The sequence below is a fragment of the Kitasatospora sp. NPDC096204 genome, assembly GCF_044763205.1.
Taxonomy (GTDB): Bacteria; Actinomycetota; Actinomycetes; order Streptomycetales; family Streptomycetaceae; genus Kitasatospora.
Window position 1 is genome coordinate 39,790 of sequence record NZ_JBIWFT010000042.1, and the last position, 26,486, is coordinate 66,275.

At 74.3% G+C, this 26,486-nt stretch carries 21 protein-coding genes; 9 read left to right on the forward strand and 12 right to left on the reverse strand.

Annotated elements, in window-relative coordinates; translation table 11 throughout:
- Positions 1-211 precede the first annotated feature (211 nt).
- Entirely contained in the window at positions 212-1,690 is a 1,479-nt protein-coding gene (locus tag ACIQ87_RS33640; RefSeq protein WP_402414358.1) for a purine-cytosine permease family protein, read from the forward strand.
- A 117-nt stretch (positions 1,691-1,807) separates the two neighbouring features.
- On the opposite strand, the gene ACIQ87_RS33645 is transcribed toward ACIQ87_RS33640, so the two are convergent.
- The 4 genes from ACIQ87_RS33645 to ACIQ87_RS33660 form a co-directional block, all read right to left on the reverse strand.
- Complete coding sequence (locus ACIQ87_RS33645; protein ID WP_402414360.1) at positions 1,808-3,010, reverse strand: glycosyltransferase; 1,203 nt, start codon at positions 3,008-3,010, stop codon at positions 1,808-1,810.
- An 83-nt stretch (positions 3,011-3,093) separates the two neighbouring features.
- Positions 3,094-3,759, reverse strand: a complete 666-nt coding sequence (locus tag ACIQ87_RS33650; protein WP_402414362.1) for an HAD family hydrolase — start codon at positions 3,757-3,759, stop codon at positions 3,094-3,096.
- Positions 3,760-3,812: 53 nt separating this feature from the next.
- The gene (locus tag ACIQ87_RS33655; RefSeq protein WP_402414365.1) at positions 3,813-5,336 is read right to left on the reverse strand and encodes an MFS transporter; all 1,524 of its coding nucleotides are present in this window, start codon (positions 5,334-5,336) and stop codon (positions 3,813-3,815) included.
- Between the two features lie 125 nt (positions 5,337-5,461).
- The gene (locus tag ACIQ87_RS33660; RefSeq protein ID WP_402414368.1) at positions 5,462-6,937 is read right to left on the reverse strand and encodes an amidase; all 1,476 of its coding nucleotides are present in this window, start codon (positions 6,935-6,937) and stop codon (positions 5,462-5,464) included.
- Positions 6,938-7,245: 308 nt separating this feature from the next.
- On the opposite strand from ACIQ87_RS33660, the gene ACIQ87_RS33665 reads away from it, so the two are divergent.
- The 7 genes from ACIQ87_RS33665 to ACIQ87_RS33695 all read left to right on the forward strand — a co-directional run bounded on the left by ACIQ87_RS33665 (position 7,246) and on the right by ACIQ87_RS33695 (position 15,387).
- A complete protein-coding gene (locus tag ACIQ87_RS33665; RefSeq protein WP_402414370.1) occupies positions 7,246-8,379 on the forward strand; it encodes a transposase in 1,134 nt (377 codons plus the stop codon).
- Between the two features lie 380 nt (positions 8,380-8,759).
- Positions 8,760-9,797 (forward strand): methyltransferase domain-containing protein, encoded by a 1,038-nt coding sequence (locus ACIQ87_RS33670; RefSeq protein WP_402414372.1) that lies wholly within the window; start codon positions 8,760-8,762, stop codon positions 9,795-9,797.
- Between the two features lie 119 nt (positions 9,798-9,916).
- Positions 9,917-11,338 (forward strand): iron-containing redox enzyme family protein, encoded by a 1,422-nt coding sequence (locus tag ACIQ87_RS33675; RefSeq protein ID WP_402414374.1) that lies wholly within the window; start codon positions 9,917-9,919, stop codon positions 11,336-11,338.
- On the forward strand, positions 11,326-11,661 hold the full coding sequence (locus ACIQ87_RS33680; protein ID WP_392883254.1) for a Rieske 2Fe-2S domain-containing protein: 336 nt from the start codon (positions 11,326-11,328) through the stop codon (positions 11,659-11,661). The genes ACIQ87_RS33675 and ACIQ87_RS33680 overlap by 13 nt, the downstream gene beginning before the upstream one ends.
- A 39-nt stretch (positions 11,662-11,700) precedes the next feature.
- Positions 11,701-13,101 carry an ATP-grasp domain-containing protein gene (locus ACIQ87_RS33685; protein WP_402414377.1) on the forward strand — a complete coding sequence of 467 codons (1,401 nt, stop codon included), beginning with the start codon at positions 11,701-11,703 and terminating at the stop codon, positions 13,099-13,101.
- Positions 13,098-13,769 (forward strand): LysE family translocator, encoded by a 672-nt coding sequence (locus ACIQ87_RS33690; protein WP_402414379.1) that lies wholly within the window; start codon positions 13,098-13,100, stop codon positions 13,767-13,769. The genes ACIQ87_RS33685 and ACIQ87_RS33690 overlap by 4 nt, the downstream gene beginning before the upstream one ends.
- Before the next feature lie 67 nt (positions 13,770-13,836).
- The gene (locus ACIQ87_RS33695) at positions 13,837-15,387 is read left to right on the forward strand and encodes an FAD-binding oxidoreductase (RefSeq protein WP_402414382.1); all 1,551 of its coding nucleotides are present in this window, start codon (positions 13,837-13,839) and stop codon (positions 15,385-15,387) included.
- A 47-nt stretch (positions 15,388-15,434) separates the two neighbouring features.
- Here the strand turns inward: ACIQ87_RS33695 and ACIQ87_RS33700 are convergent, their stop codons facing one another.
- Both ACIQ87_RS33700 and ACIQ87_RS33705 read right to left on the reverse strand, forming a co-directional pair.
- Positions 15,435-16,412, reverse strand: a complete 978-nt coding sequence (locus ACIQ87_RS33700; protein ID WP_402414385.1) for an Ada metal-binding domain-containing protein — start codon at positions 16,410-16,412, stop codon at positions 15,435-15,437.
- A complete protein-coding gene (locus ACIQ87_RS33705) occupies positions 16,409-16,978 on the reverse strand; it encodes an RNA polymerase sigma factor (RefSeq protein WP_392883261.1) in 570 nt (189 codons plus the stop codon). The genes ACIQ87_RS33700 and ACIQ87_RS33705 overlap by 4 nt, the downstream gene beginning before the upstream one ends.
- A gap of 231 nt (positions 16,979-17,209) precedes the next feature.
- Between ACIQ87_RS33705 and ACIQ87_RS33710 the strand changes: the two genes are divergently transcribed.
- On the forward strand, positions 17,210-17,575 hold the full coding sequence (locus ACIQ87_RS33710) for a hypothetical protein (protein WP_402414388.1): 366 nt from the start codon (positions 17,210-17,212) through the stop codon (positions 17,573-17,575).
- A 131-nt stretch (positions 17,576-17,706) separates the two neighbouring features.
- Here the strand turns inward: ACIQ87_RS33710 and ACIQ87_RS33715 are convergent, their stop codons facing one another.
- From ACIQ87_RS33715 to ACIQ87_RS33740, 6 genes are all read right to left on the reverse strand, one after another.
- Positions 17,707-18,279, reverse strand: a complete 573-nt coding sequence (locus ACIQ87_RS33715; RefSeq protein ID WP_402414391.1) for a hypothetical protein — start codon at positions 18,277-18,279, stop codon at positions 17,707-17,709.
- A gap of 241 nt (positions 18,280-18,520) precedes the next feature.
- Positions 18,521-18,973 (reverse strand): hypothetical protein, encoded by a 453-nt coding sequence (locus ACIQ87_RS33720; protein WP_402414395.1) that lies wholly within the window; start codon positions 18,971-18,973, stop codon positions 18,521-18,523.
- A 342-nt stretch (positions 18,974-19,315) separates the two neighbouring features.
- Positions 19,316-20,431: a winged helix DNA-binding domain-containing protein gene (locus tag ACIQ87_RS33725; RefSeq protein WP_402414398.1), complete on the reverse strand. Its 1,116-nt coding sequence runs from the start codon at positions 20,429-20,431 to the stop codon at positions 19,316-19,318.
- A gap of 102 nt (positions 20,432-20,533) precedes the next feature.
- Positions 20,534-21,934, reverse strand: a complete 1,401-nt coding sequence (locus tag ACIQ87_RS33730) for a DUF4157 domain-containing protein (RefSeq protein WP_402414401.1) — start codon at positions 21,932-21,934, stop codon at positions 20,534-20,536.
- Positions 21,935-22,105: 171 nt separating this feature from the next.
- Positions 22,106-22,717: a hypothetical protein gene (locus ACIQ87_RS33735; RefSeq protein ID WP_402414404.1), complete on the reverse strand. Its 612-nt coding sequence runs from the start codon at positions 22,715-22,717 to the stop codon at positions 22,106-22,108.
- A 189-nt stretch (positions 22,718-22,906) separates the two neighbouring features.
- Positions 22,907-26,410, reverse strand: coding sequence for a hypothetical protein (locus tag ACIQ87_RS33740; protein WP_402414407.1), 3,504 nt, complete (start codon positions 26,408-26,410; stop codon positions 22,907-22,909).
- Positions 26,411-26,486 lie beyond the last annotated feature (76 nt).

Sequence of the window (26,486 nt, forward strand, 5' to 3'; positions counted from 1 at the left end):
CGGGGGCTCCCCGGCCGGGGCTCCCCGGCCGGGGGGCGGGACCGCCGGCGCTCGTGGTGACGCACCGTAGCGGGTGGTGTGCTGGGGGCTTTCGGGGTCGGCGAACCGGACAACGTAGGATGGCCGAACTCCCGCGCTACGCGCGAAGAGTTCCATAAATGTTCTATTTGTCTGTTTTCACCTCCCGCTTCACACGCACGGAGCCACCCTCATGGACAACCTGTCCACCGTCGACGTCGACGGCGCGATAGAGACCCGCGGCATCGAACCCGTTCCGGACCACGAGCGCCGGGGCAGAGTGCGCGAGCTCTTCCCGACCTGGGTCGCGGCGAACATCAGCGTCCTGCTGCTCACCATGGGTGCGGCCCTGGTGGTGTTCAACCGGTTGAACTTCTGGCAGGTCCTGATCGTCGCCGCGTGCGCCGCGCTCGCCTCCTTCGGCATGGTCGGCGTGCTGTCGGTCTCCGGGAAGTGGGGCGGGGCGCCGGGCGCGACGCTCTCGCGAGCCACCTTCGGGGTGCGCGGGAACCTGTTCCCCGGCGCGATCCTGTGGATCGCCCGGTTCGGCTGGGAGACGATCAACGCCGTCACCGGCGCGTACGCGGTGCTGACCGTCCTCGACCTGCTCTTCGGCGTCAAGAGCAACACCGCGCTGATCGTGGTCACGCTCTTCGCCTTCGTCGCCTGCACCTTCCTGGTCTCCGGCATGGGCCGCAAGGCGCTGAACGTCTGCAACACCTGGTCGACGTACCTCTTCGGCGTCTTCAGCGTCCTGGTGCTGGGCTACCTGGTCGCGACCATCCACTGGAGCGAGGTCTTCGCCAAGCCCGCGGGCACCACCGCGATGATGATCGCCGGCATCGGGACCATCGCCGCCGGCGGCATCAGCTGGGTGCCCACCGGCCCGGACTTCACCCGCTACCTGCCGCACGCCGCCTCCGGCCGGAAGATCGCCGGCGTGACGGTCTCCGGCGCCGGCCTGGTGATGGTGCCGATGGTGCTGATGGGCGCCGTGATGGCGGTGGCCTCCCCCGGCCTGGCCGACGCCGCCGACCCGGTCTCCTTCCTCGGCGACCTGCTGCCGACCTGGCTGGCCGTGCCCTACCTGCTGACCGCGATCGTGGGCATGCTGCTGATCAACAGCCTGTCCATGTACTCGGCCGGCTTCACCGCGCAGACCATGGGCGTCAAGCTGCCGCGCGCCATGGCCGTCAGCATCAACGCCGTGATCTCGCTGGTCGGCGGCCTGCTGCTGATGCTGGTCGCCAAGAGCTTCCTGGGCTCCTTCATCACCTTCCTGATCCTGCTCGCCGTCTCCTTCTCGGCCTGGATCGGCGTCTACGCGGTGGACATGTTCCGTCGCCGCTCGCGTGCGGTGCGCTACGACGCCGCCGCGCTGATGGACACCACCAAGGGCGGCCGGTACTGGTACAAGGGCGGCTTCTGCTGGCAGGCGATGGTGTCCTGGGTCGTCGCGCTGCTGTTCGGCCTCGCCTTCACCAAGTGCGACTGGTTCGCCGGCCCGCTCTCCGGCACCTTCGTCGGCAAGTACGGGCTCGCCTGGGCGGCGACCATCGTGATCTCCGCCGTGATCATGACCGTGCTCCCCACGCCCCGGGAGAACGCCCCCGCCGCCGGCGGGCAGGGCGCCGACGCCCCGGCGGAGCGGACCGACCAGGTCACCGTCTGACCGCACGGCGCGACCCCGCGCTCCCCCGCACCGCCCCGCCGGCTCGATCGAGCCAGCGGGGCGGTGTCGTTTCACGGCCCGCCGGCGGCGGCCGGGTCGCGGACGGACGGCGGGCCGTCAGCGGTCGAGGCGGCCGAAGTCGGAGTCGCAGGGCCAGCTGCAGAAGCCGGCGCGTTCGACCTCCTCGTAGAAGGGGGTGCCGTCGTCGCCGCGGTGGGCGGCCCGGTCGTGGTGGAGGTGCACGATCGGGTCGCGGTGGCGGTCCATCGGGCCGTAGCGTTCGGCGCGCCACACGAAGTCCTGGTCCTCGCCGCCCCAGCCGCAGAAGCGCTCGTCCATGCCGCCGATGCGGGTGAAGAGGTCCTCGCGCAGCCAGACGCAGCCGCCCGGCGGCCGGCGCAGGTGGACCCCGCGCAGCCGGTCCGGGCCGGGGTCGGGGGCGGCGTCCAGGCAGCGGGTGCGCACCGCCCGGGCGCTGGAGGCGGGGTCGAGGAAGAGCATGTCCTCGAACGGCCAGTGGGCCTGGGTGCCGGGCCGCTGGAAGCGCTCGACGGCCCGGGCGACGAAGTCGCGGTCGACGAGGATGTCGCCGTCCAGGACGCAGACCAGCTCGGCCGGCCTGGCACCGTGGACCACGCCGACGTTGACGGTCCAGGACTTGTTGAACCGGCCGGGGTCGGGCGCGAACAGGTAGGTGTCGCAGGCGTCGGCGAACAGCTCGCGCCAGCGCGGGCGTTCGTCGCTCTCGACCACCACGACGCGGTAGCGCTCGCGCGGGTGGGACTGGTCGGCGAGCGCGTTGAGGACGGCGGCCAGGTTGCGGACCCGGCCGGTGGCGTCGTCGGGGGCGCGGAAGGGGATGACCACCGCCGCGTCGACGGGGTGGGAGGCCCGGTGCGGCTTGCGGGCGAGGGCGGCCAGCAGCTCGGCGGTGTCGGGGGCCTCGGCGGCGGCCGGCGCTCCGGGCGGGCCCGGCTGGACGATCAGCCGGGACAGCGACTCGGTGCGGGCGGCGGCGGCGCGCAGCGCGTCGAGTGCCGGGTCCGCTCCCTCGGGGCGGCGCAGCAGGTCGGTGAGGGCGGCGGTGAGGTGGGCGGCGGCGGTGGCGTCGGCGGGGTCGTCGGCGAGGCGGGCGGCGCCGGTGCGGACGCGGTCGTCGTCGATGGCGGTGAGCGCGTGCGCGGCGCCGTGGTGGGCGTCGGCGGACCAGTCCCAGTAGTCGGGGGCGACGGCGCGTGAGAGCGGGTCGTGGACGAGGATCAGGCTGCTGGTGGCCGCGGCGGCGAGGGCGTCGGGGGCGGAGGGGCGGGCGGCGGGCATGGCGGTGTCGTGTCTCCCCGGCGGTGTCGGGCTGGTGTGGTGGTGGACGTGGTCGGGGCGGCGGGCGGGGTGGCGGGGCGGGGTCAGTGGGCGTCGGCGGTGGGGGTCCAGCGCAGGGGGGTGAGGTCGGGGACGACCAGGTCGGCGTGGGCGAAGTCGCCCGCGCCGTGGGTGGTGGTGAGGGCGACGCAGCGCAGTCCGGCGCTCTTGGCGGCGCTGACGCCGGCCGGGGCGTCCTCGAAGGCGAGGCCGTCGGCGGGGTGGACGCCGAGGGCGCGGCAGGCGTCGAGGTAGCCCTGGGGGTCGGGCTTGCCGGCGTTGACGTCCTCGGCGGTGACGATGACCTGGAAGAGGTCGGCGCCGCCGACGTGGTCGAGCATCTCGGTGGCGTGGGCGCGCAGGCCGGAGGTGACGACGGCGAGGGGGACGCCGCGGGTGTGGAGGTCGGCGAGGAGTTCGGCGGCGCCGGGGACGGCGAAGGGCGGCGGGCTGTCGGGGCCCATGAGGTAGCCGCAGGCCTCGTCGAAGAGTTCGTCGACGGTGTGGCCGGGGAAGTCGTGGACGTGGTCGGCGAGGGCTTCCTTGCCGCGCCGTCCGACGAAGGTCGCGAGGACGGTGTCGTCGCAGGGCACGTGGTGGGTGGTGAACAGGCGGGTCCAGGCGGCGCGGCTGCGGTGTTCGGTGGCCACCAGGGTGCCGTCGAGGTCGAACAGGGCGGCCTTGGCGTGGAGGTGGTGGAGTTCGGTCATGGCGGGTCGTCCTCTGCGTCGGGTGTGCGCGGTGCGGTGGTGGTGCGCGGGGTTCAGCCGGCGGTGGGCGCGCCGGGGCGTTCCCCGGTGGTGAACACCGGGGCGGCCGGGTCGGTTGCGTCGGCCGGCTCCGGTGTGTCGGGTGTGTCGGGTGTGCCGGCCGGGCCGGGTGCGGTGGCGACGGCGCGCAGGGCTGCGTAGGCGCAGAACGCGGTGATGAGGGCGAGTCCGGCGCTGGCGAGGGTGTAGGCGGTGGCGGGTCCGGCCCAGGTGCTGCGGCTGAGCCAGGGGTAGAGGGCGCCGAAGAGGGCGACGCCGGTGACGCCGACGACGGTGGAGAGGGTGTTGACGGTGCCGCTGAGCGTCGCGGCGTGGCGGGGCGGGACGGCGGTGGTGAGCAGGTTGAGCACGGAGGTGTTGGTGAGGCCGAGGCCGAAGCCGCCGATGCACAGGACGGCGGTGAGCGGCCAGATGGCGGTGCCCTCGCCGGCGGGGACGACGGGGGCGAGGGCGTAGGCGGTGGTGAGCAGGGTGCAGCCGATGAAGGGCAGTCGCCGGGCGAGGCGGTGCGGGGCGCGGCCGATGACGGGGCCGGCGAGGCCGAAGGCGAGGACCCAGCCGAGCGGGACGAGTCCGGCCTGCCAGGCGGGCAGGTGCAGGTGGTCCTGGAGGTGGAGGGAGAGCAGGTAGAGCATCGAGATGTAGGTGAGGGTGCAGCCGGAGGAGGTGGTGAGTGCCCAGCGGACGGTGGGGGTGGACAGCGGGCGCAGGTCGAGCGCGGGGGTGGCGCCGCGGGCGATGACGCGCTGTTCGGTGCGGACCAGTCGGACGGCGAGCGGGAGGGCGGCGGGCAGCAGGAGCCAGATCCAGGCGGGTCGGGTGAGGCTGAGCGGGATGAGGACGGTGAGGGAGGCGGCGGCGAGCAGCAGGGTGCCGGGGATGTCGTTGTCGCCGCGGCGGGCGGTGGTGGCGGGTCGGTCGTGCGGGAGCAGGACGACGCCGAGCAGCAGGATGAGGGCGCCGATGGGCACGTTGAGCAGGAAGACGGCGCGCCAGCCGGCGCCGAGGATGTCGGCGGAGACGATGGTGCCGCCGAGGATCTGGCCGAGGGCGGCGCCGCCGGAGAGGGTGACGGCGTTCCAGCCGAGGGCGCGGGCGCGGGCGGGGCCGGTGTACCAGCGGTGGATGCCCATGAGGACCTGGGAGATCATCAGGGAGCAGGCGGCGCCCTGGAGGCAGCGTCCGGCAATGAGGACGGGGGCGCTGGTGGCGAGTCCGCAGGCGAGGGAGGCGAGGGTGAACAGGGCGAGGCCGGAGAGGTAGACGCGGCGTACGCCCAGGCGTTCGCCGAGTCGGGCGGCGGGGGCGAGGAGGACGGCGGAGCACAGCGCGTAGGCGGTGACCATCAGGGTGAGTGCGGAGCCGCTGACGTGGAGGTCGGCGCTGACGGCGGGTACCGCCAGGTTGACGATGGCCAGGTCGATGTTGGCCATCGACTGTCCGATCAGCAGGACCAGCAGCGCGGTGCCGCTGGGTCCGGTCCGCCGGCCGGCGGGTTGCCGGGTGGTGGCTTGCACGGTCTCTCCCCTTCGTCGCTCCCCCGGCGGGTGGGCCGGTTCGTCGGCCGGGGGGTGGTCCTGGTGGTGGAACACCGGCCGGGCCGGTCGGGTTGCGTCCGGTCCGGCCGGTGGCGGCTGGGGGGTCAGGCGGTGGTGGCGTCCAGGTCGAGGTCCTGGTAGGTGGCGGCCCAGGGGAGGCGGTCTTCCAGGGCGGCGGCGGCGCGGATGACGAGGGCGTCGTTGCGGCGGCGGGCGGCGAGTTGCAGGCCGACGGGGACGCCGTTGCGGGCGCGGCCGACGGGGACGGAGGCGGCGGGGCTGGCGATCAGGTTGAACGGGCTGGTGAGGGACCAGCCGACGAACGGGTCGACGCGCTGGCCGTGGACGGTGTCGGGGCCGACGGTGTCGCGGCCGGCGGAGTTGGGGATGCCGGTGACGGCGTTGACGGGGCTGACGATCAGGTCGTAGCGGTCGAAGAGGTTCTCGAAGGCGTAGAGGACGCGGGTGCGGTCGAGGTCCTCGAGGCGGAAGTCGACGGCGCTGAGGGATTCGCCGACGCGTACGGAGTCCAGGTAGGCCTGGTCGATGGAGCCGGCGTAGGTGCCGAGCAGGTCGAGGCCGTTGTCGCGGGAGATGGCGGCGGATTCGGCGTGGGCGACGGACAGGTAGCGGCGCCACATGGCGGTGAGGTCGGCGTGCGGCAGCGGCAGGGTGAAGTCGACCTCCTCGACGGTGGCGCCGGCGTCGCGCAGGGCGGGCAGGGCGGCGCGGACGAGGGCTTCGACCTCGGGTTCGACGGGGTAGCCGCCGAGGTCGGGGCTGTAGGCGACGGTGAGGCCGGTGAGGTCGCCGTGGAGGGCGTCGACGAGCTTGTCGGGGGCGGGGTAGGAGTACGGGTCGTACGGGTGCTCGCCGGACATCAGGTCGACGCCGAGGGCGGCGTCGGCGACGGTGCGGGCGAGGGTGGCGTAGCAGACCATCGGGTTGTAGCGGCGGAAGGCGTTGGGCTTGGCGGGGACGGCGACCCGGCCGAAGGTGGGCATCAGGGTGAAGACGCCGCAGAAGGCGGCGGGTACGCGCAGGGAGCCGCCGGCGTCGGAGCCCTGGGCGAGCGGGACCATGCCGGAGGCGACGGCGGCGGCGCTGCCGCCGGAGGAGCCGCCGGCGTTCATGGCGCGGTTGAAGGGTGTGGAGGCGGGGCCGAACAGGGCGCTGTCGGTGGTGGCCTTGAAGCCGAACTCGGGGGTGTTGGTCTTGCCGACGACGATCGCGCCGGCCTGTTCGAGGCGTTCGACGCAGAGGATGGTCTCCTGCGGGACGTCCTCGGCGAAGACCAGGGAGCCGCGGGCCATGCGGACGCCGGCGACGGGGTCGAGGTCCTTCACGCCGATGGGGACGCCGTGCAGCGGGCCGAGTTCGGCGCCGGAGGTGACGGCGCGTTCGGCGGCGGCGGCCTGTTCGAGGGCGCGTTCGCCGCAGACGGTCACGAAGGCGTTGACGGCGGGGTTGGTCTTCTCGATCCGCTCCAGTGCCGCCTGGACCGCCTCGACCGGGGAGATCTCCCGCCGGCGGATCGCCTCGGCGAGCCGGGTGGCGCTCAGTTCGGTGCTTTCGGTCATCTCACGCCTCGCACGGGGTTCGTCGGTTGGGCTCCAGGAGCCGGGCGTGAGGGGGAACACCGGGCCGGGCGTCCGGGTTGCACGGCGTCCTCGGCGGGGTGCGGGGCGGGGGTGCGGGGCGGGGGTGCGGGGTGCGGGGCGGGTGGGTTCGGCGGGGTCGGTTGGGGCCGGTGGGGCGTGGTGGGCCGTCGCGCGCGTGTACCCCGGTGTCGGGTACACGATCAACCACTTACCCCGCGCCCGATGCTCGGCTAGTCTCGCCACGGAATAGACAGGTCTAGACCTATCGGAGATCCGGTATGGCCGTCGTGTCCCGTTCCCCCCTCGCCCGTCCCGGTGGCCCCGCCACCCCCTACCCGTACCCGGACCTGCTGCGGCTGCTGGGCGAGCACTTCACCCGGGCCGAGCCGCGGGACCGGGCGCTGGCGTACGTCCACGCGCTGCTGGCCTCCCCCGGCCGGGGCAGCGCCGCGCAGATCGCCGCCCGGTCCGGCGCCGACAGCGCCTGGAGCACCCAGCGGCTGCTCACCCGCACGGTGTGGGACGCCGACCGGCTGCGCGACAGCATCCGCGAGCACGTGGTGCCGCTGCTCGGGGCGTCGGGCCCGTGCGCGGTGCTGAGCCGGCACGAGACGGCCCGGGCGGGCACCGGCGCGGTCGCGGTCGCCCCGGCCGGGGCGCGGGCCGCCAACCGGGACCGCAACATCCAGGCCGCGGCGCTGCTGTGCTACGTGTCGCGCAACCGGGCCGCGGTGATCGACCGCGAGCTGTACCTGCCCTCGCAGTGGACCTCCGACCCCGCGCGCTGCGCCCGGGCCGGTGTGCCGCCGGAACGGGTGCACCCGCGCAGCATGGCCGACCTCGGCCAGGAGATGCTGGAACGCGCGCTGGCGGCGGCGATGCCGATCGGCTGGGTGTTCGGCGGCCCGGACTTCGCCGACCCGCAGCTGCGCCAGTGGCTGTGCCGGCGGCGACTGCCGTTCTGCGTCGAACTTCCCCAACTCCCCTACCCACAGAGCGAGTCGGACGCCTCGGCGGTGCGCGCGGAACCGGGCAGGGAGGAGGCCTGGCAGCTGCTGGGCCGCACCCTGGGCCCGGTGTACGGCCATCCGGCACCGGGTTTCCGGCTGACCCTGCTGGCCCGCCGGCTGCCGTCCGGGCACACCTCGCGCTTCCTGCTGCACGCGCCGACCACGGCGCCGGACGTCCCCGCCGCGCGGGCGATGGCGGCGGCGGGCGCGGCGGCCGCCCGGGCGGTCCACGAGGCCGACACCCGGGCCGGGTTGAGCAGCCACCAGGTGCGCACCTGGGTGGCCTGGTACCGGCACACCACGCTGGCGATGACGGCGGCCGTCCTGCATCTGGAGGCGGGGGCGGCCACGGGCACGGGCCGCGGGGGGCGGCCCGTGGCCGGCGGGGGCGGCGGGGGCGGACCGCGGTGACGGCCCACCAGCCCGAAAGGGCCGACCGGAAGCGCAAGTACCGCTCCTTTTAGCACCTGCTTGCCGCTCCGACTCGGGTGATGTTCTAATCGTTTCGACCGGGGGGCGATGTGCGCACGCAAGAAATCGCGGGCCCGCCCTCGTTTTCCGTCAGCAGAACACATCCGATGCCGGGAGCGCAGTTCTGCTCGGACGCCGCGGAGCCCCGGTGAATTCCCCCGTGAATTCGCCGAGGAAACGGGCGTTTCCCGTCGGCCCGCACCGTCCGCTCATCCGCGTTTTCCGTTCATCCGTGTTGCCCGTTCATCCGTGTTGTCCGTTCATCCGTGCATGCACCGTGTTTCGATAAGCCATTCCTACCGGGGAGCCTGCGGAACGACATGCCCCATTTGACGAGTGTCACCAGCCAGACGGCTCAGGGAGAGGTCCGGCTGGCCCTGGCGGGCCTGCGCGCCAGGGCCCAGGAGCTGAACCGGATCGCGGAGGCCACGGCCCGGCTGCTGGCCGCCCCCGACGCCCTGTCCCCGGAGTTCCCCGAGTTCCGGGAGTTCGCCCGGGAGGCGGTGCCACGCTGGCACTTCGCCATGCTCAACGACCACGAGCGCAACGACGCGCTGGCCACCGCCCTGGAGCGGATCGTCCCGCAGGGCGGCACCGTGCTGGACATCGGCGCGGGCACCGGCCTGCTGGCCATGATGGCCGTCCGGGCCGGCGCCGCCCACGTCTACAGCTGCGAGGCGAACCCGCTGATGGCGGAGGTGGCCCGGCAGGTCCTGGCCGACGAGGGCTTCGCCGACCGGGTCACCGTGCTCGCCTGCCGCTCCGACGAACTGGCCGTCGGCCGGGAACTGCCGCGCCGGGTCGACGCGGTGATCTCCGAGATCGTGGACTGCGGCCTGATCGGCGAGGGCATCCTGCCCTCGATCCGGCACGCGCGCCGCGAACTGCTCACCCCGGACGGGGTGATGCTCCCCGAGCGGGCCCGCCTGCTGGGGGCGCTGGTGCAGAGCGAGAACGCGGTGAACCTGAACCGGGTGAACCGGGCCGGCGGCTTCGACGTCTCGCGGCTGAACGCCTTCGCCACACCGGGGCACTTCCCGATCCGGCTGCACACCTGGCCGCACCGCGTCCTGTCGGAGACGGTCGAGCTGGCCTCCTTCGACTTCGCCGCGGACCCGCTCGGCCCCGGCGGCAGCAAACTCGCCCTCCCGGTCAGCGAGTCGGGCACCGTGCACGCCCTGGTCGCCTGGTTCGAGCTGGAACTCGGCGGCGGCGTGACCCTGCGCAACTCACCCGACAACATCGGCTCGCACTGGATGCAGGCGCTGCTGCCGCTGGCCCACCCCGTCGAGGCGCAGGCCGGTTCCACGCTGGAGCTCGACCTCGCCTGGAGCGACACCCGCCTCTCCCTCGCCTGACCCGTCCACCGCGCTCCCCCGCCTGACGCACCGCCGTACCGCCGTACCCGCGCTCCCCCGCACCCGTGCACGCCCCCGCCCGGCCCGCCCCCACCCCACCCGCGGAAGGCAGACCAGACATGTCGCACACACCCGTCCCCTACGAACCGTTCGAGCTGCACGGCGACGCGCTGCGCGAGGCGGTCCTGGCCTACGCCGCCAATCCGCTCTACAAGGACAACGAGGAGTGGGAGAACTCCGACACCCCCTACCGCCGCCAGCTGCGCCCGCAGGTGCTGCCCTACCTGGACTTCGACCGGGTGGCGGGCCGCGACCGGATCCTGGAGTACAGCAGCCTCGCCGCCCAGCGCCTGCTGACCAGCATCTACGAGGCCGACCTGGTCTTCTTCCCCAAGGCCGGCCTCGGCGACCAGGCGGAGGACCTGCGCCACTACTACAGCCCCGGCAACCGGGCCCGCGGCGAGCTGATCCGCCCCGCGCTGGAGCGCTTCGCCTTCGGCTTCCTCGACCAGGAGGTGGAGGTCAGCGGCGACTGGACCACCGAGAGCCTGCTCGCCTACCTGGAGGAACTCGACGTCCACGCCCAGGGCGGGGCCTCCCCCGCCGAGAAGGCCGTCCGCGATTCCTCCGACCCGAAGCGCGCGGCCAGGATGTGGCTGATCCAGTTCGCCCCGGACTTCCTGTCCGAGGCCTCGCCGATGGCCCGGAACGTCCTCGGATATTACGGCGCCGAGCAGTCGGAATGGTTCAAGATCCTCATCGACGAATACGGCTACGGCGTTCACGACACCAAGCACAGCACCCTTTTCGAGGCCACCCTGGAATCCGTCGGACTCGGCTCCGACGTACACCGCTACTGGCAGTACTACCTGGTCTCCAGCCTCGCCCTGAACAACTACTTCCACTACCTCGGAAAGAACCACGAGCACTTCTTCCGCTACGTCGGCGCACTGTTCTACACCGAGAGCACCCTGGTGGACTTCTGCCGCCGCGCGGAGAACCTGCTCACCGACGTGTTCGAGGGCACCGCGGACGCCCGCTACTTCTCCGAGCACGTCCACATCGACCAGCACCACGGCCGGATGGCGCTGGAGAAGCTGGTCAAGCCCCTCATCGAGCGCCACGGCGAGCAGATCATCCCCGAAATCGTGCGCGGCATCGAGGAGTTCCGCCTGCTGAGCGCCATCGCCGACGACGACTTCGCCACCCAGATCGCCTGGATGGACGACGCGGACCGCTACAAGGACCTGCACGAGCCGGTCTACGCGGCCATCACCGAGGGCCGGATCACCCCGCCGGTCGCGGACATCGTCGAGCCCTTCGGCGAGCTGTCCAACACCCACAGCCACGAGGGCGACGAGCTCTGCCACATCGTCAGCGGCACGATGCGCTTCGTCAGCGGCTTCGACTCCTACCGGATCCTGGAGGCCGGCGAGGGCACCGTGATCCAGCGCAACCGCCTGCACGGCGCGATCATCGAGTCCGAGGAGTGCGTCTACCAGATCTTCTCCGTGGGGGACTACCGCGCATGCCTGTCGTGACGTTCAAGGCCGGCGGCGCGGACAACTGCGCCCGCGTCGCCGGCCTGCCCTACGTGTACATCCGCACCGAGGCGGGCGGATCGGTGCTGCCCGCCTCCTGCCCGCACCGGGGCGGCCCGCTGAACCTGGGCACCCCCGACCCCACCGGACGGCGGCTGGTGTGCCCGTGGCACGAGCGGGGCTCCTCGCTCAGCCGGCTGCGCCGCCAGGTGCCGGCCGTCCGCTCCGGCGACACCGTCACCGCGGTGCTGCCGGGACCGGCGGACGCCGCCGCCGAACTCTGCCACCTTCCGCTGTCCCCGGCCCTCGCCGCCGGAGCCTGAACCGCCCCCGGGGGCCGCCCCCGGAGACAGGACGCTCCCGTGAACGCCCCGTCCTCCCCCCAGGTCGCCGTCATCGTCGACCCGTTCTCCTCCGGCGCCCAGTACGCGCCCCGGTTCGCCGAGTTCGGCATCCCCTCGGTCGCGGTCAGCTCGCTGCCCGAGGTGCCCGCGGCCTACGCGGACTCCTGGGACGCCACCCGCTACCGGCAGCTGCTCGCCTTCGACGGCGACCTCGAACGGCTGGTGGCGCGGCTGCGCCCGCTGTCGCCGCGCTGCGTGCTGGCGGGTGCCGAGAGCGGCGTCGAGCTCACCGACCGGCTCACCGAGCGGCTGCTCCCGGAACAGGCCAACACCCCGCAGCTGTCGGCGGCGCGCCGCGACAAGGGCGCCATGGCGCAGGCGCTGCGCGCCGCCGGGGTCCCGACGATCCGCCAGATCTGCACCGACGACCCGGCGGCCGTCCAGGCCTGGATCGACCGGGAGGGCCTGGCCGGCCGCGACCTGGTGGTCAAGCCGCCCAAGAGCGGCAGCACCGACGGCGTCACCCGGGTGCCGGCCGGCGCGGACTGGCGGGTGCCGTTCGACGCCCAGCTGGGCCGGGTCAACCAGTGGCACAACCTCAACGACCGGATGATGGTGCAGGAGTACGCCCGGGGTACCGAGTTCGTGGTCGACACCTTCAGCCACCGTGGCCGGCACACCGTGGCCGACATCTGCCGCTACAGCAAGATCGACAACGGCGAGCAGATGGCCGTCTACGACAGCCTCACCTGGGTCTCCCCCGACGACCCCGCGGTACCCGCGCTGACCCGGTACGCCGAGGCCGTGCTCGACGCGGTGGGCCTGCGGCACGGCGCCGCGCACATCGAGATCATGCTGACCGACGAGGGCCCGCGCCTGATCGAGATCAACTCCCGCCCGCACGGCGGCGGCCACCCCGCGTTCAACCTGACCGCCACCGGCGACAGCCAGGTGCACCGCGCGGTGCGCTGGTTCGCCCGCGAGGAGAGCGCCCCCAAGGGCTACCGGCTGCTGCGGCACATGACCGTGGTCTTCCTGATCGCCCGCCGCTCCGGCACGGTGTCCAACACCGCCGTCCTGGACGGGATCGCGGAGCTGGCGTCGTACCACCACTCGGCGGTCAGGCTCCGGGACGGCGACCGCCTGGAGGTCACCCGCGACCTGCTGGGCACCCTCACCCTCGGCTTCGCGGTGCTCGCGCACCCGGATCCCGCGCAGGTCGAACGGGACGTGGCCGCCGTCCGGGCCATGGAGGCCGCCCTCGTGGTCACGCCGGACTCCCCCGGCTCGCCCGGCGCCCCTGGTTCCTCGGGCTCCTCGGGCTCCTCGGGCTCCTCGGGCTCCTCGGGCTCCTCGGGCTCCTCGGGCTCCGCCGGAGCCGCGCCGGTGGCGGCGGCACCGGGCCACGCCGCCCGATGACCCCGGGCGCCCTCGCCGTCGCCGCCAGCCCGGCCTTCCTGGCCAGCTGCGCGGCGGTGGTGTGCAGCCCGGGACCGGACAGCATGCTGGTGCTGCGCCTGGTCAGCCGCACCCGCCGCCGCCCGCCGGTGCTGGCCGCCGCCGCGGGCATGCTGCTCGCCGGCGCCGGGTACGCGGTGCTGGCGGTCACCGGCGCCATGGCGGTCGTGGCGCTGCGGCCCGGACTGCTCCACGCCTGGCAGGCGGCGGGCGCGCTCGTGCTGGCCGTGACGGGCGGCCGCGCGCTGTGGGAGGCCCTGCGCCCCCGCCCTACCGGGGCGCGGGCGGAGGAGGCTGAGGGGGCGGGCGTCGACCGGCTGCCGCGGCACCTGCTGCTCGGCTTCCTCTCCACCGCGGGCAACCCGAAGGTCGGCCTGTTCCTGACGGTGTTCCTCCCGCAGTTCCTGCCGGCCGACAGCCCGTCGGCCGGGGCGCTGCCGCTGCTGGCGGCGGTGTACCTGTCGATCGGGGCGCTGTGGCTCCTGCTGCTCACCGAGGTGGGCGTGCGGATCGTGACGTCGCGCGGGGCGAACGGCCGGGCCGCGTTCCCGCCGCTCGCGGAGCGGGTCGGCGGCGCGGTGGTGGGTCTGGTCCTGCTGGGTCTCGCCGTTGGGCTGCTCCTTCGATGACCTGCCGGGAGGATGGACGGGAGGGTGCACGGCTTCTGGCCATGACGGACGGTCACGACAGACGGCGGTGACGGACGGCGACGAGGACGGCGACGAGGACGGCGACGAGGACGGGCGGGCTTCCGAGGGGCGGGCTTCCGAGGGGCAGGTGGAGATGGACAGCCAGGACGGCGGCGCGGACCGGCGGCCGGTACCGGGCCCCGGGCCGCGGTGGCGGGCCCTCGGGGCAAGCCTGGACGGCGAGTTGGTGCTGCCCGGGGACGCCGGGTACGAGGCCGCGCGGCTGCCGCGCAACCTGCGGTACGCCGACCGGGCCCGCCCCGGGGCGGTCGCGTACTGCGCCGGGCCCGAGGACGTCGCCCGGTGCGTGCGGTTCGCCCGCCGGTACGGCCTGCGGCTCACGGTGCGCGGCGGCGGCCACTGCTACGGGGCCTGGTCCAGCCGGATGCCGCTGGTGGTCGACGTGTCCCGGCTGTCCGGCGTCCGGATGGAGGGCGGCGGCGGCCACGCCGAGATCGGCGCGGGCACCCCGCTGATCACCGTCTACGAGGAACTGGCCCGGCACGGCGTGACGGTGCCCGCCGGCAGCTGCCCGACCGTCGCCCTGGCCGGGCTGGCCCTCGGCGGCGGCCACGGGGTGGTCAGCCGGGCGTACGGGCTGACCTGCGACAGCCTGGTCGGCGCCGAGGTGGTGCTCCCCGACGGCCGGACGGTGCGCTGCGACGAGCGGACCGAACCCGAACTGCTGTGGGCCCTGCGCGGCGCGGGCAACGGCAACTTCGGCGTGGTCACCTCGCTGCGGATGCGCACCCACCCGGCCGCCGACCTGACCGCGTTCCGGGCCACCTGGCCGTACCGGGAGGCGGGCACCGTCCTGGAGCACTGGCAGGACCGGGCGTTCACCGCCCCCGACCGCCTCTGGTCGCACTTCCTGCTGGAGACCCGCCCGGGCGGCCCGGTCGCCGAGGTCGCCGGGTTCCTGCTCGGCGGCGGCGGGGAGGAGGAGGCCGAGCGGTGGCTGGACGGGCTGGAAGCCGCCGCCGGACCCGCCCGCGAGCGGCAGTCCGTCCGCCGGTCGTACCTGGCCGCCGTACGAGCGAACGCCGGCGGCGAGGCCGTCATCGGGCGCCCGGACGAGCAACGCGTCGCCTTCGCCGCGGCCTCGCACTTCTTCGACCGCGGGCTCGGCCCGCAGACCGTCCGGGAGACCCTCGCGGTGCTGCGGCGCGTGCCCGACGGCGTGTGCGCATCGATCTCCTTCAACGTCCTCGGCGGCGCCGTCAACCGGGTGCCCGCCGACGCCACCGCCTTCGTGCACCGCGACGCGCGCTTCCTGGCCCAGTGCTACGCCTGGTGGCCCGCCGACGGCCCCTCCCACGCCACCGAGGACGCCACCGCGGACGCCCCCGAGGACGCCGCCGACGCCGCCGTCCGCTGGGTCGGCGAGGCCCGCGAGGCGCTGCGCCCGTACGCCTCCGGCCACGCCTACCAGAACTACCGCGACCCGCGGCTGGCCGACTGGCGGCGGGCGTACTACGGCGCCAACCTGCCCCGGCTGGAACGGCTGCGGGCACGCTACGACCCGGACCGGCTGCTGGACTTCCCGCAGGCCCTGTGAACGGGCGGCACCGGCTCCCCGGGGGCCTTCGGGGAGGTGAAGGGAGGTCAGGCCGGTACGGGCCGGCAGCTGCGGCAGGCCCGGTAGCCCGCCGCCCGGGCGTCGGCGGCCGTACCGAACGGCACCCGGTGCCGGTCGGTGATGCGGCGGGCGTCGGCGCAGGTCGGGTAGCAGAAGATCCGGGTGGTGTCGCTGCCCAGGAAGTGGGTGCCGTCGGCGGCGAACCGGTGCAGGCGCTCCCCGTCGATGCCCTCGTGCGCGCGCAGCCGCTCGACCAGGTCGGCGGGCAGGCCGCAGTCGAGGGGCCGGCCGTCCTCGTCGCCGAGCCGGTGCACCGGGATCAGCACCGGAACGGGGTTGGCGCGCACCGCCGCCAGCAGGTCCGCCTCGTCCGCCTCCGGCAGCCCCGCCTCGCGGCCCAGCCAGCGCGGGGGCCGCAGTTGGCCGCGCGGGATGGCGCGCACCGCCTCCAGGACGCTGCGCTGCGCCTGCGGCAGGGGGCCGTAGTCGTAGCGCAGCATGCGGTCGCGGCCGGTGCGCAGCGCGCCGACGACGCCGGGCAGCGGTTTGCCGGCGGGCAGCGCGGTGCGGCCGGTGCGGCGCAGGTGGGCCTCCTCGAAGGCTTCCGCGCCGGGGTACCAGTCGACGGGTGCGGCTGCGACGACGGCGCCGCGTCCGTGGGCGACGAACAGGGCGGTGACCGGGCCGTCGACCACGGTGTACCGGTCGTACTCGCGGTCGGCGACGCCGGCCCGTTGCAGGATCCGGATCGCCAGGTCGGCGGGCATCGGTACGTGCAGGGCGTCGAGGCCGGGCACGGTGTGTCGGTCGCTGTCGCTGTCGGGCACGGTGTGGCCGCCGGGCGGTGGGATGTCCGTGGTCCGGGCGGTGGACGCCTTGGGCGTGGCCGTGCCGTTGACCGTGCGCCGTACCGCGTCGGGTGCCGCGCCGTGCGGGTCCTGGCCGTGCGGGTACCGGCCGTTCGGGTCCTGGCCGTCCGGGGCCGCGTGCGGGTGTCCGCTCATCCTCTCACCTCCTCTACCGCCAGCCGGGGTTGGCTGCGCAGTGCGGCCAGCCCCCGTGACACCTGGGCCTTGACGGTGCCTACCGGGCATTCCACCAGCTCCGCGATCTCCGCGTAGCTCAGCTCTCCGACGTGCCGCAGGACCACCGGCAGCCGGTGGTGTTCGGGCAGTTCGGCGAGCGCGGCCACCAATCTCCCCCGTTCGTCCGCGTGCTCCGCCCGCTGTTCGGGTCCGGGTTTGCCGTCCACCAGGGGCAGTTCCCGGACGTCCACCCCTTCCGCGGCGGCGGGCCGCCGGGTCAGGGTGCGGACGTGGTTGCGCCACACGTTCGTGCCGATCGCCAGCAGCCAGGCCTTCGGCTGCAGGGCCTGGCGCCGCGCCGGCGGGTAGTCGCGCAGCGCGGTGTACGCCCGCAGGAAGGTGTCCTGCACCAGGTCTTCCACGTCGCGCGACGCCCCGTTCAGGCGCAGCAGCACCGAGTACACGGCGCCGCCGTGGGTGCGCACGAGTTCGGCGAACCCACGGTCGAGGTCTGCCGCGAGCAGCTCGGTGAGCGGAGGAGGCATCTCGTCCATCGTCTCTGAGAACACCGCCGGCGGCGCTGCGGTTGCACCGGGGGGGCGGGCGGTCCGGCCGGGGCCTCGCCGCGCCTTGCCGGGACCGTGCAGGGAACCGGCGTGGATCTTGCCGGGTCCTGTCGGCGCGGTGCGGGGGCGGGGGTGGCTAGCGTGGCCGGGGTGGACGTGCGCGAACGTCCGTGACGTGGGGTGGGGTGTGGGGCGATGACACCACTGGGGTTGAGCGTGTCCACCTGGTGGTGGATCGTCGCGCTGGTGACGGTGCTGTTCTGGGCGCTGGCGGTGCCGCCGCAGCCGATCCGGAAGTACCGGATCATGGTGTCCCTGGCGCCGCTGTCCGGAGCGCTCTTCCTGATCGGTCACCTGAGGGGCACGGGCCTGGCCTCGGCGCTGTCCATGTACGCGCTGGCCCTGCTGTCGCTGGCGCTGGGGACGGCCGGGCACCTCGGGAAGCTGTCGCGCCGGCACCTCGCGGCGCAGAAGGCGGGCGACCCGGACGAGGTGCCGATCCCCGCGGGTCTGCTGGTGCAGCTGTTCCTGTGCCTGACGGCGGGCATGGTGGCGTACTTCGTGATCCAGCCGTAGGCGCCGGCGTGGCGGATCGGGTCTGCCGCCCGGGTCGGCCTCACAGGTCGGCCTCACGGCGGCGGGCGGCCGGCACATGGCCGGCCGCCCGTCGGCGGACCCCGCCGGGTGGGCGGGTGTCAGAGCGTGGTTCAGCCGAGGGTCAGCGACCTGGAGTGGGTGCGCCAGGCCTCGTCCACCGACACGGTCTCGCCCTTGTAGCTGGGGCTGGCGTAGCCGGTGGCCTGGGTGCCGGTGAACAGGTTGAACCAGCAGTTGGCGTACGGGCGCAGCGAGTACACGTGGTTGGTGAGCGGGGCGGGGATGTCGAACGAGTAGTCGGCGCTGTTCCCGTTGTAGCAATCGTGCGGGCCGGTGAAAGTCACCGATTCACCCTCGAAGAAGAAGTCCTGGTAGATCGTCCCCAGGACGACCAGGTTGGACAGGCCGGCCGAGCTGTTCAACTCCTCGGCGAACGCGGTGTCACGGGCGGCCGCGGCGGCGCTCAGCGGGGCGTCGGTGACGTGCCCGCCGGTGGCGTAGCCGATGGCCTCGCGGTAGGTGCCGAAGCACTTCGACTGCCCGCCGTCCGCGTTCACCACGCAGTGCCGGTTCGAGGCTCCGGACGCCGCGGGCTGGGCGACGGCCGTGGCCGCGCCGGACAGGGACAGCGCGATCGCCGCCGCCGCGAGGACGGTTCCGGTGCGCTTGAAGGAGCGTGCCATGCGTGATCAACTCCTGGCTCAGATGGGCGACTTGTCGAGCACCCGCGCTCACCGGGGGGCGCTCTTCGCCGATTCTGTGCGAGGCGTTCGGGGCGGGGTATCCGAGAAATCTAGGACATGTCCGCGTCACATCGCACGCGGCCCGACGCCCACCGGGCGGGCGCAGGGCGGCCGCAAGCCGTGAAGCCCCGACCCGGGCGGGTCGGGGCTTCACGGTGGCCGAGGGCTTCCGGCCGGCCCGCTACGGGGTGTGGTCACCGTGGCGGGAGGCGGCGGACGAACGCGCCTTCTCCAGTTCGGCCACGAGCTTTTCCACCCGCTGATTGGGCGTGTTCCCCCACCCGTAGCCCGCCAGCATCGGCAGCTGGTCGATCTTTCCCGAGGCCAGGAGCAGTTCCGGGACGTCGGAGGAGAACAGTGTTCCGGTGACGACGGCGGGCCTCACCTCCTGGATCTCGGGCCAGGTGTAGGAGCGTGACTTGAGCAGTCCGGAGTACTTCACACCGGCGTCCCCGAAGGCGACGCCGTAGATCGGGGCACGGACCGTCAGTACCAGGCCCGGAACACCGGCACCGAGGATGGGGATGAGGTCGTCGACCCTGGTCGCGTAGGCCACTCCCGAGACAGCGACCAGCAAGAGCACGAGCCCGATCAGGAAGTAGACGAGCGCCCAGGGATTGTGCCTCTTGTGCATTTTCCATTTCCACGTATCTGGTGCGCCGGGGTGCCGCCCGATTCGGACGACGCCCCGGCGGGTTGGTTCAGTGGATCGGAATCCACCGTCGGATCAATCTAGAAGCCGAACGGCTTGAAGACGAAATTCAGCACCGTCGGAACGATGGCGGCCTCCGCCTCCCCGACGAACACCGGTGCCGGTTCGATCGATGACCCCACCTTCTTCTGGAGGATCCGGCTCCGCAGGCTGAAGATGCCCGGACACCGTAGATGTGGGCGGGGGTGCCGGGTACGCGGTGCGCCGGGCCGTGGACGAGGCCTACGGGGTCGTCGTCGGCGGCGGTGCGGTCAGGCGATGCGGTCAGGCGATGCGGACCGTCAGGGGGCCCGTGCCGCTCGCGTGGGCGAGGTGGGCCGCTTCCTGCTCGAGCGCCTTGAGGGGCAGGGCGGCGCCGTCCGGGAACGGGGTGACCACCAGGTCCTGGCCGGTGGTCTCCCAGACGCCGACGATCCGGCCGTCGACCACGACGGTCGGGGAGATCCACCCGGACTGGCGGCTCACCAGGGCGCGGTGCCGGGGCGCGAGCAGCAGTTCGTCCTTGGTGCCGGGGCCCAGGACGTACTGGTCGAAGCCGCCGAGCAGGCGCACCCCCTCGGACGGGGTGGTGGCGGCGAGTTCCTCCGCGTGCTCGGTGAGGATGAACGCCTTGCGGCCCTCGAACTCGACCTCGGTAAGCCGGTCGCCCATGCCCTCGAACCACCGGCGCAGCTTGGGCTTGCTGGTGCTGTTGAGGCACAGCCAGCGGTCGAACGCCTCGGGCGTGGCGGGGCCGTGGGCGCCGAGGTAGGAGGCGATCACCACGGGCGCGGCCTCCTCGGGCGCGGGCACGCCGTTCCAGTCGGCGAACCGGCTCGCCGGCTTGACGAAGGTGACCTTGTTGCCCCGGCTGGGGCCGTGGCAGAGCACGCCGCGCCAGGCGAGCGGCTTGAGGACGGAGCCCCAGCCGGAGCGCAGCCGCTCCTCCATGCCCCTGAAGCGCCGGTCGGCGACGAGGCGGGTGACCAGTTCGTCGCGGGTGAGGGCCGCTCCCCCGTCGAGGATGCCGGAGACCTCGTCGGTCAGCGCGTCGATCTGCTCCGGGCTGACGCCGGAGGCCTTCTGCCAGGAGGGCTTGAGCCAGGTGCCCAGGTCCGCCATGAGCGACAGGTAGGCGCCCGCCTCGCCGGGGCGCAGCAGGTGGAGGGTGCCGCGTACGGCCCAGGTCTTCAGGAGGGCGCGGTCGGTGACGGCCTGGTCGACGCCGGCGGGGTCGGGGGTGGACTGCCGTAGGGCGACGGCGAGTTCGGCCGCGCTCCAGACCTGGGCCTGGACGCCGGCGAGCCTGCTGACGATCTCGCCCGCGTCGGCGCCGCTCCGCGGGTCGAGGTACTGCCGCCGCATCCGCCAGGCGGTCGCCTGCTCCCGGTCGACCTTCATGTCGCCCCCCTTTCCCAGCCAACGGGTTCCTCACCCTACACCGCGCCGGACGGGGTGCTTTCGGGGGCAAGTGGCCTGGCGGGAAAGGGGGTTCGGGGCCGGTCAGACGAGCTTGCGGCGGCCGGTCTCGCTCCTGAGGCCGCCCACGTTGACCGGCTGGAGGATGACGGTGATCGCGCCGGCCGAGAAGTGCTGCACGGGGCCGCCGGTGTTCCGTCCGTGGAAGCTGTGCGGCAGTGCCTGCCCGGTGGTCGGGTCGGTGCCGGCGGTGTACATGTCGATGATGCCCTCGTGCCCCTGGCGGGCCTTGGCGTCGTTGCCGTCCGCGGCCTGCTCCACGGTGATGTGGTCGTCGCCGTCCACGGCGACGACGGCCGCCACGTGGTAGGGCCAGCCGCTGGCGTTGGCGGGCCGCTCGTGGTCCCCGTGCCACGCGGTCTCCACGATGGCGAACGCCTGACCGGGGGTGGGCCGTTCCTCGCCGTTCGCGTTCGGGCCGCCGGGCCTGGCGTTCGCGTAGGCCGTGGCGCCCTGGGCGTTCTCCTGGTCGCCCAGGCCGAACTGGTGGCCTCCCCGGGCGAATTCGCTGGCGTCCTGCCCCAGGGCCAGCCGCTGCTGGTGCATGATCTCCTCGGCGGTGTGGGCGCAGTCCGCGAGGAAGGACGTCGAGGGTTCGTACTGGGCGTACGTGCGCCCCGCGATCTGCCCGCTCTGCCCGGTCGGCGTGCAGTACCGGGGCGCCGGGGCGCCCTCCGCGACCCAGAGGACGGTGGTGTCCGCGCCGGCTTCGACGGTCATGAGGTAGAGGCCGCTCTGCGAGACCCGTACGGGCCCCAGTTCCTCGGTGGTGACCTCGGCGAAGCGCTGGACGGCCGTCGCTCCGTCGCCGCGGGCCGCGCCGTGGGTGTCCCGGTCGCCGTGGGTGTCCCGGTCTCCCGGTTCGGGCCTGCGGCTCATCACCCGCAGCGCGTTGGCCTCGGCCTCGCGCTCGAAGCGGTCCCCGGGGTGGGAGATGCTCAGTCCCGACCCGTTGTCCGTACCGGCCACCGGGCCCCGGCGCTGCTGGATGACGTGGGTCAGCTCGTGGGCGAGGGTGTGCTTGTCGCCGCCGCCGTCGCCGATGACGACGTGGCTGCCGGAGGTGTAGGCGCGGGCGCCCACCTCGGCGGCGGAGGCGCGGGCCGCGGAGCCGGTGTGCAGGCGGACGTCGGAGAAGTCGGCGCCGAGGCGGGACTCCATCTCCCGGCGCAGCGCCCCGTCCAGCGGTTTGCCCGGCGCGCGCAGCACGTCGTGGACCGCGGACAGCTGCACCGGCTCGGCCGGGCCCTGCCGGTGGCGGTTGCGCTGGAGCATCCGGACGACGGCCGCGTTGCCGGCGGTGCGTTGCAGTTCGAGGAGTTCCCCGGGTGCCCGCCCGTCCGGGATCCGTCCCGCCCGCGTGGCCGCGGCCCTGGTGGCGGGCTGCGGCTGGCTGTCCTGCTTCGCCGGCTCGTGCGCGTGCATGGGACTCCGCTCGTAGGAGTGGCCGTTTCGCTGTGCCTTCCCTGCATACCCGGGGCGGCGCTCGCGGGTAAGGGGGTGGACGGGCACGATGCGCTGCCCGTACAGGCAGCGCGCCCGGGCCGGTCCGGGCCGCGGGCCGGTCGAGCGGGGGCCGGTCGAGCGGGGGCCGGTTCAGGCCTGCGGGCCGGCGTGGGCGATGTGCACGGCGTCGGGGACGTCCTCGACGGCGGTGCGGCGGCCGGTGGGGCGCAGGTCGGCGCTCTCGAAGGGCTCCAGGGTCTCCCGGCCCTCGGGCATCACCTGGTGGTGCCAGCGACGCAGCAGCGGGTCGGGCTCGTCGGGGAGGTAGAAGGAGTTGTGGACGACCGCCTCCGCGCCCACCAGGCCCTCCTCGCGGGCGGTCGGGCTGTCGAGGACGGTCACCACGTCGCCGTTGTCGAACGGCGGTGGTGTCGCGGCCTCCTCCTCGCCGACCTGGGCGCCGCGGACGGCGGGGTGCAGGAAGGTGTCGGTGCCGGTGTGTTCCCAGTCGGGCCAGTCGCCGTCCTCGTCGGGGCTCAGGCCCAGGGCGCGCAGGCAGTCGGCGGTGGCGGACGTGGGCACCAGCTCGACGTCGTAGCGGAGCAGTTCGGGGGTGCGCGGGTACGGGCCCCGGGAGGTGACCGTGGCGCGGCCGAACGGGGCGAGGGCGGCGGCGACTTCGCGGGTGAGCGCGGCGTCCCGCTCGGCGGGGGCCTCCAGCCAGAGGTTCATCCAGACGAGGCGGTGGGGGGCCAGGGCCATGGCGCGGTCGTCTCCAGGGTGGTGCGGTCGGCGGTGCCGGGCAATTCGGCCGGTTTTTCCGGTCAATTCACTGACGGCGGGGCATTGTTGAGGGATTTTACGGAAGAGGGGGCGGCTCCGGCCCCGATGGTCGTTTTCTCCATCGGGGCCGGGCCTGAAGGCGTTACCGCCGGGGGCGGATTACGGGAATCAGTGCGTCACGTATCCGTCCGGGGCGATGTTGGCGTGCTCGAAGTCCTTCCCCTGGTTCTTGCCGCTGGAGAAGATGGAGAACTTCGTTCCCTTCTTCACCTGGACGTCCCATTCGTCCTTGCCGTCCGTCGCCTTCTTCCAGAGGTTGCCGTAGGCGTCCTTGAAACCGCCGCCGCGTTCCGGCTTGCCCATCCAGCCCTTCGGCGGGACGAAGGGCACGGGGCCCTCGAGGTCGGTCGGCAGGTTGTGCTTGATCGCCGCGGCCCGCAGCTTGGTGTTCGTCTTGTACGCCTTCTCGGCGTCGCGGGCGAGGGAGTTGAGCGTGGCCACGCCGTCGCCGAGCTTGGTCACCGACATGTGCTTGAGGCTCTGGGCGGCCCATTCCACCCACTTCATGTCGGTGGCCCGCTTGGCGATCTTCTCGTTCTTGGCCAGCAGCTTGGCGATCTTCGCCGGCTTGCTCGCGGCGTCACCCAGGTACGGGATGAAGCCGACGGCGGACAGGCCCGCGCCGGTCCAGTCGCCGCGGAAGAGGCTGAGGACGCCCGAGGCCCCGTCGCTGATCGGGGTGGGGTCGAAGATGCCGGCGATGTCCAGCGCGAGGGTGGCGGCGTCGGCGGCGGAGATGCCGCCCTCCATGACCAGTTCCTCGTCCGGGTGCTCCGGCTCGTACCCGTCGTCCGAGCCGCCCGGGTCGCCGGGCTCGGCCGGGGCGGTGGCGTTCGCCTGGGCCTCCTGCCGGGCCATGTCCATGGCGTGGGACAGCGCCTGGCCGGCGGCGGCGAGCGCCTCGGCGGCGCTCTGGCCGGCGGCGACGGCCGAGTTGTAGGCCTGGTCGGCCGACGCGTAGGCGGCGCGGGCCGAAGCGGCGGCCGCGGTGGCGGAGTTGGCGGCGCGGTGGGCGGACTGGGTCGCCTGGGCGGCCGAGGTGCCGGCCGAGGCGGCCGCGTTCTTCGCCGTGGCGGCCGAGGCGGCGGCCTGGCGGGCCGAGGCGTCGGCGGCGGAGGCCGCGGCCGAGGCCTGGCCGGCGGCGACCGAGGCGGCGGCGGCGGAGTCACTGGCCTGCCGGGCGTAGCCCGCGGCCTCGGCGGCGGCGCCGCGCGCGGTGGCCGCGGCCTCGGCGGCCTCGGCGGCGTTGCGGGTGGCGGTAGCGGCGATCGCCTTGCCCTCGGCGACCAGGCGCTGGACGCTGGCGACGTGGACGGCGTCGGTCTGGTCGCGCTGGGCCGCCACGTACTGGGTGACGGCGACGAAGTCGCGCAGCAGCGGGGCGGGCCCGGAGAGCGCGACCTGGGCCGCGGCGCGGACCCGCGGTCCGCCCTGGACGCTGAGCCGCAGCGCCTCGACCTTGTCGTCCTCCTCGCGCGCCCGGTACTGGCCGGTGGCGACGAAGGCGAGCAGGGCCTCGGTGGTGCCGGCGTCGAGGGCGGCCGAGCCGGCCTCCTTGACGGCCTTGCCGCCCGCGTTCATCAGGGCGAGGACCTGGACCCGGTAGTCGTCCTTCAGCACGGTGTGCCGGCCGGTCTCCAGGAACGCCGCCCGCTGGTCCGCGGGGGTGTCGAGGGCGGCGAGGGCGGCCGCCTTGAGGGCGGGGGTGCCGGTGGTGGCGAGGTTGGCGATCTTCGTGTAGTCGTCCTGGGCCGCCGCCTCCTGGCGTCCGGTGGCGAGCCACTGCCGGACGTCGGCGTCGGTGCCGGACAGGGCGGCCTGGGCGGTGCGCTCCGTCCACGGCGAGCCGGTCGCCATCAGGTGGACGGCGGCCTTGCGGGCCTTGGCGAGGGCGGTCGCGGGCTCGGTGCCGGGCGCGGCGGCCTCGGCCAGGAGCTGCTTGGTCTCCTCGTCCTGGCGCTGTGCCTCGGCGCGTTCGGTCGCCTGGGCGGCCTGCTGCTCGGCGTACTGCTGCTTGAGCTCCTCGGCGGCCACGATGGCGAGGTCGCGGTTGCTCTCCAGGGCGGCCTTCTCGGCCTCCCGGGCGGTCTTCTCCACCTGGTCGGCCTGGTTGGCGGCGCTGGTGGCCCGCTCCGCGGCCTTGACGGCGGCGTTGGCGTGCTCGGTGGCGAGGTTGGCCCAGTTGCCGGCCTGGCCGGCGTGGTTGGCCGCGTCCTCGGCCGCCTGGGCGGCGGCGGTGGCGTGTCCGGCGGACTCGGTGGCGGCGGTGCGTGCCTGCTGGGCCGCCGTCAGGGCCTGCGTCGCCATCGTCTTGGCGGTGCCGGCGGCGGCGCTTGCGGTGGCGGACAGGCGGCGGGCCTTGGCGGCGGCCGCGTTCGCCCGCTGGGCCTCGGCCTGGGCCACCGCGCTGTTGCCGCCCGCGTCGGCGGCGGCCTGGGCGGCGGCGGCGGCGTGGAGGCCGGCGTCGACGGCCTGGCCGACCGAGGTGAGGGCCTCGCTCAGGGCGCCGACGGCCCGGAACACGGACTCGGCGGCCGTGGTGGCGCCCTGTGCGGCGTCCCGGGCGGCCTTCGCGGCGTCCCGGGCGGCGGCGGCCTGCGACTCGTCCTTCGCGGCGGCGGAGGCGGCCTCGTAGGCGCGGGCCGCCGCCCGCCCCGCGGCGGCCGCGGCGGACGCGGCGGCGGACGCGGCGGCGGAGGCGGTGCGGGCCGCGCTGCTGGCCGCGTTGGCGGCGTTGATCGCGGTGCGGGCGGCGTTGGCCGCGCTCTCGGCGGCGTCGGCGGCGCGGTGGGCGGCGGCGGTCGCCTTCTGGGCGGAGCCCTGGGCGGCGGCGGTCTCGGCGGCGGCCTTCTGGGCCGCCTCCTTGGCCAGGCGCGCGGCGTCGACGGCGCGGCCCGAGGCCTCCTTCGCGGCGGCGGTCTCCTTGGCGGCCTCCTGGCCGGCCTGGCGGGCGGTCTCGACGAGCTGACCGACCGTCATGGCCTCCTGGTCCTGGGCGCGGGCCGCGTACTGGCCCTCCCGCAGGAACTCCCGTACGGCGCCGGCGCCGGCGCTCAGGGCGGCGCTGCCCGCGCTCTTCACCTGCGGGCCGCCGAAGTTCATCAGCCGCAGGGCCTGGACCCGGTCGTCCTCCTCCTGGGCCTTCTGCAGGTCGACGGAGAGGAACTGGGCGACGGCCTCGGGTGAGCCGTCGTTGAGGGCCTTCTGCCCGGCCTCCTGCACCGCGGTGCCGCCGGTGTTCATCGCGCGCAGCACGCTGACCTTGCGGTCGTCGGCCAGCGGCGCGTTCCAGCCGGTCGCCAGGAAGGCGTGCACGTCCTGCGGCGTTCCGGCGAGCGCGGTCTGCGCGGCCTCGCGCACGCCGGGCCCGCTGACGTTCACCAGCTGGAGGACGGCGAGCCGCTCGTCCTGCTCGGTGGCGATCCTGCGCCCGGTCTCCAGGAAGGCGGCGATGTCGCCGTCGGTGCCGGCCAGGGCGGCCTCGGCGGCGGCCTTCACGGAGTCGCCGCCGGTCCTCCACTCGGCGACGGCCTGGGCCCGCGGGCTCGCGCCGGGTGTCCCGTCCGTCGCGGCGGCGGTGCCGGAGAGCGACCCGGTAGTGAGAACGATCACGGTGGCGGCCGCCAGGAGACGGAGTGCCCGTCCGTTGCGTGGCCGTAGGGGGGATGCGGCCTTCCAGCGCCCCCCA

Bases quoted from the DNA above. Each gene is read 5' to 3' on its own strand.
- ACIQ87_RS33725 (WP_402414398.1), bottom strand. From the start codon at position 20,431: ATGAAGGTCGACCGGGAGCAGGCGACCGCCTGGCGGATGCGGCGGCAG.
- ACIQ87_RS33720 (WP_402414395.1), bottom strand. From the start codon at position 18,973: ATGCACAAGAGGCACAATCCCTGGGCGCTCGTCTACTTCCTGATCGGG.
- ACIQ87_RS33705 (WP_392883261.1), bottom strand. From the start codon at position 16,978: ATGCCTCCTCCGCTCACCGAGCTGCTCGCGGCAGACCTCGACCGTGGG.
- ACIQ87_RS33730 (WP_402414401.1), bottom strand. From the start codon at position 21,934: ATGCACGCGCACGAGCCGGCGAAGCAGGACAGCCAGCCGCAGCCCGCC.
- ACIQ87_RS33700 (WP_402414385.1), bottom strand. From the start codon at position 16,412: ATGAGCGGACACCCGCACGCGGCCCCGGACGGCCAGGACCCGAACGGC.
- ACIQ87_RS33715 (WP_402414391.1), bottom strand. From the start codon at position 18,279: ATGGCACGCTCCTTCAAGCGCACCGGAACCGTCCTCGCGGCGGCGGCG.
- ACIQ87_RS33670 (WP_402414372.1), top strand. From the start codon at position 8,760: ATGCCCCATTTGACGAGTGTCACCAGCCAGACGGCTCAGGGAGAGGTC.
- ACIQ87_RS33675 (WP_402414374.1), top strand. From the start codon at position 9,917: ATGTCGCACACACCCGTCCCCTACGAACCGTTCGAGCTGCACGGCGAC.
- ACIQ87_RS33650 (WP_402414362.1), bottom strand. From the start codon at position 3,759: ATGACCGAACTCCACCACCTCCACGCCAAGGCCGCCCTGTTCGACCTC.
- ACIQ87_RS33680 (WP_392883254.1), top strand. From the start codon at position 11,326: ATGCCTGTCGTGACGTTCAAGGCCGGCGGCGCGGACAACTGCGCCCGC.
- ACIQ87_RS33660 (WP_402414368.1), bottom strand. From the start codon at position 6,937: ATGACCGAAAGCACCGAACTGAGCGCCACCCGGCTCGCCGAGGCGATC.
- ACIQ87_RS33640 (WP_402414358.1), top strand. From the start codon at position 212: ATGGACAACCTGTCCACCGTCGACGTCGACGGCGCGATAGAGACCCGC.
- ACIQ87_RS33690 (WP_402414379.1), top strand. From the start codon at position 13,098: ATGACCCCGGGCGCCCTCGCCGTCGCCGCCAGCCCGGCCTTCCTGGCC.
- ACIQ87_RS33735 (WP_402414404.1), bottom strand. From the start codon at position 22,717: ATGGCCCTGGCCCCCCACCGCCTCGTCTGGATGAACCTCTGGCTGGAG.
- ACIQ87_RS33645 (WP_402414360.1), bottom strand. From the start codon at position 3,010: ATGCCCGCCGCCCGCCCCTCCGCCCCCGACGCCCTCGCCGCCGCGGCC.